This is a genomic window from Nostoc cf. edaphicum LEGE 07299, from assembly GCF_015207245.1.
GTDB classification, from domain to species: Bacteria; Cyanobacteriota; Cyanobacteriia; order Cyanobacteriales; family Nostocaceae; genus Nostoc; species Nostoc edaphicum_B.
The window spans coordinates 1-7,911 of the sequence record NZ_JADEXF010000116.1; the positions used below are offsets into that span (position 1 = coordinate 1).

General features: G+C 42.7%; 8 protein-coding genes. 4 read left to right on the forward strand and 4 right to left on the reverse strand.

Annotation, left to right across the window (positions count from 1 at the left end; translation table 11 throughout):
• From IQ229_RS05290 to IQ229_RS05300, 3 genes are all read right to left on the reverse strand, one after another.
• Nucleotides 1-412, reverse strand: a 412-nt coding sequence (locus IQ229_RS05290) for a pentapeptide repeat-containing protein (RefSeq protein ID WP_194041926.1), incomplete at its 3' end; no start/stop codon positions are given.
• Nucleotides 409-1,806 (reverse strand): DICT sensory domain-containing protein, encoded by a 1,398-nt coding sequence (locus IQ229_RS05295; RefSeq protein ID WP_194041928.1) that lies wholly within the window; start codon nt 1,804-1,806, stop codon nt 409-411. The genes IQ229_RS05290 and IQ229_RS05295, both read right to left, overlap by 4 nt.
• Nucleotides 1,807-1,899: 93 nt before the next feature.
• The gene (locus IQ229_RS05300) at nt 1,900-3,492 is read right to left on the reverse strand and encodes a photosystem II high light acclimation radical SAM protein (protein ID WP_194041930.1); all 1,593 of its coding nucleotides are present in this window, start codon (nt 3,490-3,492) and stop codon (nt 1,900-1,902) included.
• 589 nt (nt 3,493-4,081) lie between these two features.
• Here IQ229_RS05300 and IQ229_RS05305 point away from each other — a divergent pair.
• The 4 genes from IQ229_RS05305 to IQ229_RS05320 all read left to right on the forward strand — a co-directional run bounded on the left by IQ229_RS05305 (nt 4,082) and on the right by IQ229_RS05320 (nt 6,570).
• The gene (locus IQ229_RS05305) at nt 4,082-4,477 is read left to right on the forward strand and encodes a DUF1830 domain-containing protein (RefSeq protein ID WP_194041932.1); all 396 of its coding nucleotides are present in this window, start codon (nt 4,082-4,084) and stop codon (nt 4,475-4,477) included.
• Nucleotides 4,478-4,672: 195 nt separating this feature from the next.
• Nucleotides 4,673-5,134: a DUF4079 domain-containing protein gene (locus tag IQ229_RS05310; protein ID WP_194041934.1), complete on the forward strand. Its 462-nt coding sequence runs from the start codon at nt 4,673-4,675 to the stop codon at nt 5,132-5,134.
• A gap of 68 nt (nt 5,135-5,202) precedes the next feature.
• The gene (locus tag IQ229_RS05315; protein WP_194041936.1) at nt 5,203-5,769 is read left to right on the forward strand and encodes a hypothetical protein; all 567 of its coding nucleotides are present in this window, start codon (nt 5,203-5,205) and stop codon (nt 5,767-5,769) included.
• 9 nt (nt 5,770-5,778) lie between these two features.
• Nucleotides 5,779-6,570 carry an ABC transporter ATP-binding protein gene (locus IQ229_RS05320; RefSeq protein ID WP_194041938.1) on the forward strand — a complete coding sequence of 264 codons (792 nt, stop codon included), beginning with the start codon at nt 5,779-5,781 and terminating at the stop codon, nt 6,568-6,570.
• 68 nt (nt 6,571-6,638) lie between these two features.
• Here IQ229_RS05320 and IQ229_RS05325 read toward each other — a convergent pair whose 3' ends face one another.
• Nucleotides 6,639-7,412 carry a response regulator transcription factor gene (locus tag IQ229_RS05325; RefSeq protein ID WP_094349507.1) on the reverse strand — a complete coding sequence of 258 codons (774 nt, stop codon included), beginning with the start codon at nt 7,410-7,412 and terminating at the stop codon, nt 6,639-6,641.
• Nucleotides 7,413-7,911: the final 499 nt, after the last annotated feature.

Here is a 7,911-nt window from a genome sequence, read left to right on the forward strand (position 1 = left end):
GGTTTGCACCGCGCAAGTCAGCACCGCGCAAATCAACACCTTGTAAGTTCACGTTCATCAAATTGGCACCACTCAAGAAAGCACCCACTAATGACACATCACTGAGTTTTGCTCCCATCAAGTTAGCACCACGCAAGTTACTACCCCGCAAGTCAGCACTTGTTAAATCTGCTTGCATCAGGTTGGCTCCCATCAGGTTCGCCCGTAAGTCAGTTTCTTGGAGGTTGGCTCCCATCAAATTTGCCCCCTCCAAATGTCCTCCTTCGAGTTTTGAACCAGCAAAATTAGTGCCGACAAGGGTAGCGCCAGCAAGATTAATCCGGCTTAAATCCAGTCGGGAGAGTTCCTCGTCTTCTAAATTTGCCCCTGGAAGTTGTTTGAGTTTTCCTAATCTAATGGCTTCAATATTCATGTAAAGTAACTACCAATCTCTTCACTGATCTTGCTGTGGCTATCCCATTGGGAATCAAGTATCCAGATGCCGGCGCTGAATTTGGGTGTCATCATGGGTAAGTCGAGTCCCTGTTGTAAACCCATAACTAATAAAGCTAGGGTATTTACAAGTTTAGGGTCAAAGCGCGTAGATTGTTGCTGTCTGCACTCATCTAAAGCTTGAGTAAATATCTGTTCCCGGCTTTGATTTGACGATTTTCGCTGATTGAGTCGCCACTGAAAATCTGCCAATAATGCCAAAATTCTCGACTCTAGGGGAATTTCATCTCCAGCTAAACCTGCTGGTTCCCCTGTGCCATTCCACCACTCGCTTTGGTGAGTAATAATTTGGGCAACTGCTCGCAGTCGTGGCATAGTTCGCAATACTTGCGCCCCTGGTACTAAGGGACAAGTTAAAGGACAACTGGGAGCATCTTCTTGGTAGCGTGTGGATATACCACCTGTGAGAACGCTTTCCGCTTTCTGTAAAGGATCTATGCGATGTAACAAAGCCGCTAGCCGCAATCTCTTAATCTGCCATGCGGGAAGATCCAAAAGCTGGGCGATCGCTTCAGCAAGAACTACTATTTCCGCAGCTGCCATTGGATTGTTGACATCTGCCATATCCATCAGTTGCGCCATTCGCAAAAAGGCTTGGATTTCGTTAGAAACCAAGTTGCGATCTAGGGTTTGTTTCTGAAGCGCTGTGGGGATGGATAAATTATCTTGCCCAGTCTGGAGGTAATCTACTACACGGGAGACAACTGCACCTAAATTTTGGGATCTGTGCATTAAAGGTATAATTTGCTGCTTATCGCCTGTGAGTTTTTCCGCCAGTTCTGGGTTGTATTTTTTGATGTGAGCGATCGCTATTTCTGCTGTTTCTTGCACTAACTCTGGCTCAAATGTCCACAAGCCATAGAATTTGCGTTCTAAGTCTGATGTCGGTATTCCAGTGCTGCCATAATCAGCCTCTGATAATTCTTGACAAATTACCATTGCTGTGTATTTTGGCGATAAAATAATTAAGTGCCACTCCTGCGCCACTGGATCAAGTTCATCTAATGCCACTAAGTCTACATTGAGTAGCTGGCTGGTGGGATGTTCAGCAAAGCCAGATTCAGCAGCAGCCATAATGGCAATTTCGCGGCTGCGCTGGGCGATGTCTGCATATCGTTCAGCTTCTTGTAGATACCATTTACCCTGTTGGAAGGCTGTGATCACTAGGGGTGTACCGTCGTCGGTTAAAATATGGTCTTCTAGAGCATGGCACAGAGCAACTAAGGTATTTTTGTAGTAAACACCGAATCGAATTGGTCTGGTGGTATGGCGATGGGCTGTTTCTAGCTGTTGTAGGATTGAACCTTCTAACATGGGATTTGGTAAAAATAACCGCAGAGGCGCAGAGGACAAGGAAGAGAGGGAGAGAAATTCAGAATTGTGAATATCCCCACGTTATTGTGTTTTCTAGGATATACCCGCTAACTGTTTTTCTTTCGTTTCTATTGGCGCGGAAAGTGCTGCTTCTAAGTCAGCACAACCTAGTTTTTCTTCTAAGATTTTCATGACTTCGCGTCCGAAATCGTTAGGGTTTTGTTGCCAAGCTTGCAAGCAGACTTCTCCAAAGAATGAACCAAGAGGTTCGGGATTCCAGAGGAGTTTTTTGGCTGTCCACGGCATCAAGCTCATTGGATCATACCCTGGTTTGAGGATGCCTTCTTTGAATGCGTATTCTTCTAAATGAGTATGGGGTTGCAGCCCAATAAAGAAAATGGCAGGTTCCACTTTATCGGCACCAAAAATCCGTTCTAGTTCCCGGTGGTAGGCGATGGTTTGGCGGATGGTTTCGGGACGTTCGTCAATGACGTTAAAGGAGTAATTGACGGAAACTAAATCGTTGAAACCAGCTGCTTTTAAATCGCGGCAGTTTTGCAAGACGGTTCGTAAGTTATACCCCATCCGCATTTTCCGTACAAGTTCTTGAGAACCACTGGTAATCCCAATTTCAAAGTAGTTCATCCCGGTTTTTGCCATCAAGTCGCACAACTCTGGTGTCAAATTGTCAGCTCTAATATATGCTGCCCAGTGGATATCTGTCATACCAGAATCGACGATTTTTTGCAAGAGTTCTATGGCATCGTCGATAAATTTTCGTGCTGGGATGAATTGGGCATCGGTAAACCAGAAGTTGCGAATGCCGCGATCGTATAATTGGCGCATCTCAGCAACGACTTCATCTGCTGGATTAATGCGTACTTGTTTGCCTTCGACAACCGTATAGACGCAATAACAACAGTTGTGAGGACAACCACGCTTAGTTTGTACACCTATATAAAAGTCTTGCTCTTGCAGGTAAAAGTTAAATTCCGGCCAGATGCTTTCGATATAGTCGTAGTTACAAGCTGTTTTTTCTATTGGGGTGGGTTGTTCATGAATTAGCCGTTGACGTGGTTGAGTTTCTCCGACAACGTAACAGCGTTCATCTCGGAAATCCCTGCCACTTAAAAGTTTTTCCAGCAGGGTTTCGCCTTCACCTACAGAAATAATTGTCCCTTGGGGTAAGCTTTTACCCAATTGTTCGTAAAATACGCTGACTGCACCACCACCAACAACTACACGAGCATCAGAATTATATTTTTGGGCACGTTTCAAACCGCGTTTGATTAAGCTCTGGTTTTGCCACAATTCTACATAGTAAGCGATGAAGATTCGCAAACCGCCCAATCCGCCGCGTAGTTTCAATAGAGGATTCTTGGCGTAGTAAAATTCAAAGGCGTTTTGCAGAGGGTTGCCACCACGCCCACCAACTGGGGCATAAATTTGAATATCCCGCCAAGAAAATACTAGTAGTGTCGGTTTAAATTCATCAATAGAGCGATCCAGAGCCGAACTGTAATCTAAAGGTGGTACTGTTCCCAAATCAAAGATGCGCTGTTCAATATTAGGAAACTGCTTGTGGACATGATCGCTCAGGTAGACAACCCCAATAGGAAAGATGGGGTTACAAGGAAGGCGAACGTAAAGAATTCGATTTTCCATCATCTGTGTTTTAACTTCCATCTTGCCAATCTGTGGAGAAAGCGAGAAAAACATTCAGTTTTAAAGTGTGTGCTTGTTTTATTTGGTTTTATTTATCACAATCAGGCTTGACATTTCAGCCGATTATTGATACCCGCCCACGTGCCGTTAACAACTGCGGAAAACGCTAAAATTGCTGTGCATAAAACATACATGGAATCTATAGAGAGCTTTATGAAGACATTTTTTCATATAGCTTTACCATAACATCGAGTTTATTCATTAAGCGATGATCCCAGCCGATTAATCCTGGGATAGATGAAACAGCAAAACTCACTTCCTCGCTATGCTAAAAGCAAGGGGATCGTTGTTATGTCAATTCCCTAACAATCTGCTTTAAGAGAATTGAAGCTTTTATAGCAGCAAAAAATATCAAAAACTTTTATCTATAGTGTATAATTCCGAAAAAGGTATGAATAATTACAAAATTTTCATAACTGAAAATATATCTTTAGACAGAAATAATCTACAAAGACTCAGTTGGTATTCGCAGTTACAACAACTGGGGATCGGTGGGTGCTAGGCTTGGCTAGTGTAATGTAAAATTGTGGCGTAAAGCTCCTCAGCAGTTATGGCTCAAATATTAGATCCTCTACCACCTGAGCAATCAGGAAAAATTCTCTGCTGCTACATTAATGCCACGAGCAAAATACAGGTAGCTCGCATCTCCAATATTCCCAACTGGTATTTTGAAAGGGTTGTTTTCCCTGGACAACGTTTAGTTTTTGAAGCTCCACGAAAAGGTCAAGTGGAGATTCATACAGGGATGATGGCTAGTGCAATTTTATCCGATAAGATTCCGTGCGATCGCCTGATGCTCGAAGAACCCAGTACTAATGAGTTTGATACAGACTCATCAGATGAAAAAGACCCTTTTAATACCAAACTAATGGTGCAGCAAATTAATACAAAAATCGGAGATACTACAAAACCCTTGCAAATCCTTGGTTTAGCATCGGTTGATTAAAAAAAACAATTTTATCTAAATTTAAGGGTTGCTAATTCAGCAGCCCTTTTTGTTTATTATTTATTGTTTATTATTTATTGGTCATTAGTCATTGGTCATTGGTCATTAGTCATTGGTCATTAATTATCCTTCCCTGCTCCCCTGCTCCCCTGCTCCTCTGCTCTCCTGCTTCCACTCTCATTTACAATCATTCTTATGAATCTGCCTTCATTTCTTTGGTTGTGGAAAATAGCGGCCTGGTCGATGGGGTTGTCCCTGCTGGCATATCTAATGTTAGCAATCACCGGCGTTTGGATGTTTAGGGCGAGAACTTCGCAACAATTTCCTTTTATTACGCCATTTATGGGCGGAAATAAAGGGGTGCGATCGCTCCACTATACAATGGGCATCAGCATGGTAAGTTTAGTACTACTACTGCTAGCGATCGGTATTGTTGGCACTTTAGGACACTTTGGTTCTTTAGGTCACTCATCGCACTTAATCGCTGGATTGATTGTGGTAGCACTAGTTTTACTGTCTGCTTTCAGTGCTACCCAAATTAGTGCCAGACGATCTTGGGCTAGACCCTTACACATCGGCGTAAATATTATTCTGTTTATAGGATTTGCCTGGGTATCCCTTACTGGTTGGATTGTAGTGCAGAAGTATTTACCGTAAACTGCCATACATCAACTACCAGGGACATAGACCTACCCTACAATGAAGAAAAGCATTGTAATTGAGCCGTGACAGCAAACTCAGCCAATATCTCAGCTTCTATTTTTCGTTTGTCTCCTTTGATTCGGATAACGTTGCTGAGTCTATACATAGCACTCACAGTCCCATTACCTTTTTTATCGCAGGTAACAGCTGCACCCGTACCTCCAGAATTATTGTGGATAGGGATTGGCATCGGTTTAGTTGCCTTGTATGCGGTATTGACAGAACAAGTAATAGTAGATGACGAGGGAATTCAGGTTACTTACCCCGCCTGGGTGCCTCGCTTTTTTCGTAAAGGCTGGTCTTTACCTTGGTCACAAGTCAAAGAATTAAAACCCCGCAGTACTGGACAAGGAGGGCTAGTTTATTACTTTCTCAGCCAGGATGGGAAAGCTTATTTATTACCGATGCGTGTAGCTGGATTTGCCCGTTTGGTGCAAATTGTCCAAGCAAAGACCAGCATTGATACTACAGATGTTCGCCCTTTAGCGCAGCCGTGGATGTACCTGATTTTACTAGTATTCACACTGCTGCTACTATTAGTCGATGGCTGGGCGATCGCTACAGCCTTAACTAGTACACAATTAACTTAGGTTATTTCTCTGCAATCCTCAGTCCCGTTAAATACAGCAAAAGCCATACTCAGGCTAGAGCAAGTTAATCTGTTTACAAAGCTGAAAACCCAACTTCCTGGTAATCAGCAAGGATACCCCATATTGCAGGATATTTCCTTAGAGGTATTCCAGAGCGAATGCATTGCCATTGTAGGCCCAGTAGGTGCTGGTAAAACTTCGTTATTACGCCTCATCAACCGCCTAATTGAACCCACGAGTGGTAAGCTCTATCTAGAAAATCAAGAATATCGCCAAATTCCAGTCATCGAGCTACGGCAGATGCTTGTACTTGTATTGCAAGAGTCAAAGCTGTTGGGGATGACAGTTGGGCAAGCCTTGGCTTATCCTTTAGTTTTGCGTGGTTTACCCAAACAGACAATTCAGCAACGAGTCAATCACTGGACAGACCAACTGCACATTCCCAATGAATGGTTAGAGCGAACAGAGGTGCAACTATCTGCGGGACAACGACAACTAGTAGCGATCGCTCGTGCCTTAGTCATCCAGCCTAAAATATTATTATTAGACGAGCCAACCTCTGCCCTCGATACTGGTACGGCTTCTCATCTAATACAAGTCTTAACCCAGTTGAGTCAAACTCATCAAACCACGATTCTGATGGTAAATCACCAACTGGAACTAGCCCAAATGTTTTGCACTCGGTTATTACACCTACAACAAGCCCATTTATTCGCAAATCAAACAGCCTCAGAGATAGATTGGATTGAATTACGAAAAAGCTTGATTCAAGCAGCAGCTCAAGACGATTTTGGATTTTAAATTTTGGATGAGACAGGAATCAGGAATTGTTTTCTTACTCCCCCTCACCCTAATGCTCAATGCGCCATTCACACTTGACTACTAGTAAGTGTTGAACGTTGATTATTAAATCTCTCTCTAGCTAACTTTGTTGTCTGTGACTGTGAAATATTGGTATTCAAAATTTCCATGTTAAAACGGTATCCAACATTGCGGATAGTTTGAATCAAATTGGGTTGCCGGGGATCGAGTTCAACCTTTTTCCGCAGCGATAAAACGTGAGTATCAATGGTACGAGGGTTATCGATAGCATCAGGCCAAGCACGACGCAGCAATTCCGATCTACTTAGAGGCACACCTCCAGCTTGTGCTAAAACGTACAGTAAACTGAATTCCTGGGGCGTTAAGTCAATAAACTCCCCTTGAAAGCGGACACGACGCTGAACTAAATCGATTTGCAAAGTGCCATAATCCAAATAAGCTGGTGCAGTAGGTGTGCGCTTCCGCCGAATCAGTGCCTCTACCCGTGCCAAAAACTCTTGCATTCCAAAAGGTTTGCTCAGGTAATCATCTGCACCCGCCTTTAAACCTGCGACTATATCAGCTTCACTATTACGGGCAGATAGCATTAAAATTAGAGGTTGCTGCTGACGATGCAACCAACGACAAAACTCAATGCCATCACCATCAGGCAAGTCTGCATCTAAAACTACCAGTGTTGGTTGATGGCTTAAAAATACTTCCCTTGCTTGATAAATACTGGCAGCTTGATGCACGCGGTATTCCAGTTGTTGCAAGTGCCAACCCAACAACGACCTCAAATGGGGATTCCCCTCAATGATTTCTATACAAACCGAACCCACGGCGGCAAGACCCCTTAGCGTCGATGACTTTCAAAGTAACAAGCCCATCTCTAAGGTTTTGTAGCCTTTGTTACTTCAATTGCAATTAACTTTACATTTCCTAATAAAATAAGTGGCTATATGTTTAATTTATGCCTTGCCAATAGGCGATTAGAAATATTATTAAGTTTTTATTAAATTTATCGAAAGTTTTGTTAGACTTATGAAAAGTTCTTTTAACTTAACATTTTGCTTTTAGATGGGTGTAATGTGGCAAATATCTATAACCCAACTAGCTAACAACAACAACAGTTTTTCAACCTGATTAAACCTGATGGCAAAAGCGAATTTTTTCGCAAAAAAAAATTTAGTACTCCCATCCTGGAATATAACATCAATACAATTGGGCTGTGATTGTGAAAATCAAAAAAATAACTTAGCAGCTAACTAGAATCGATGTTTTCTGGAATAAGATTAAAGTAGCTTGTAGCTGCTATGAGGGTAATACCCAAAGTAGATG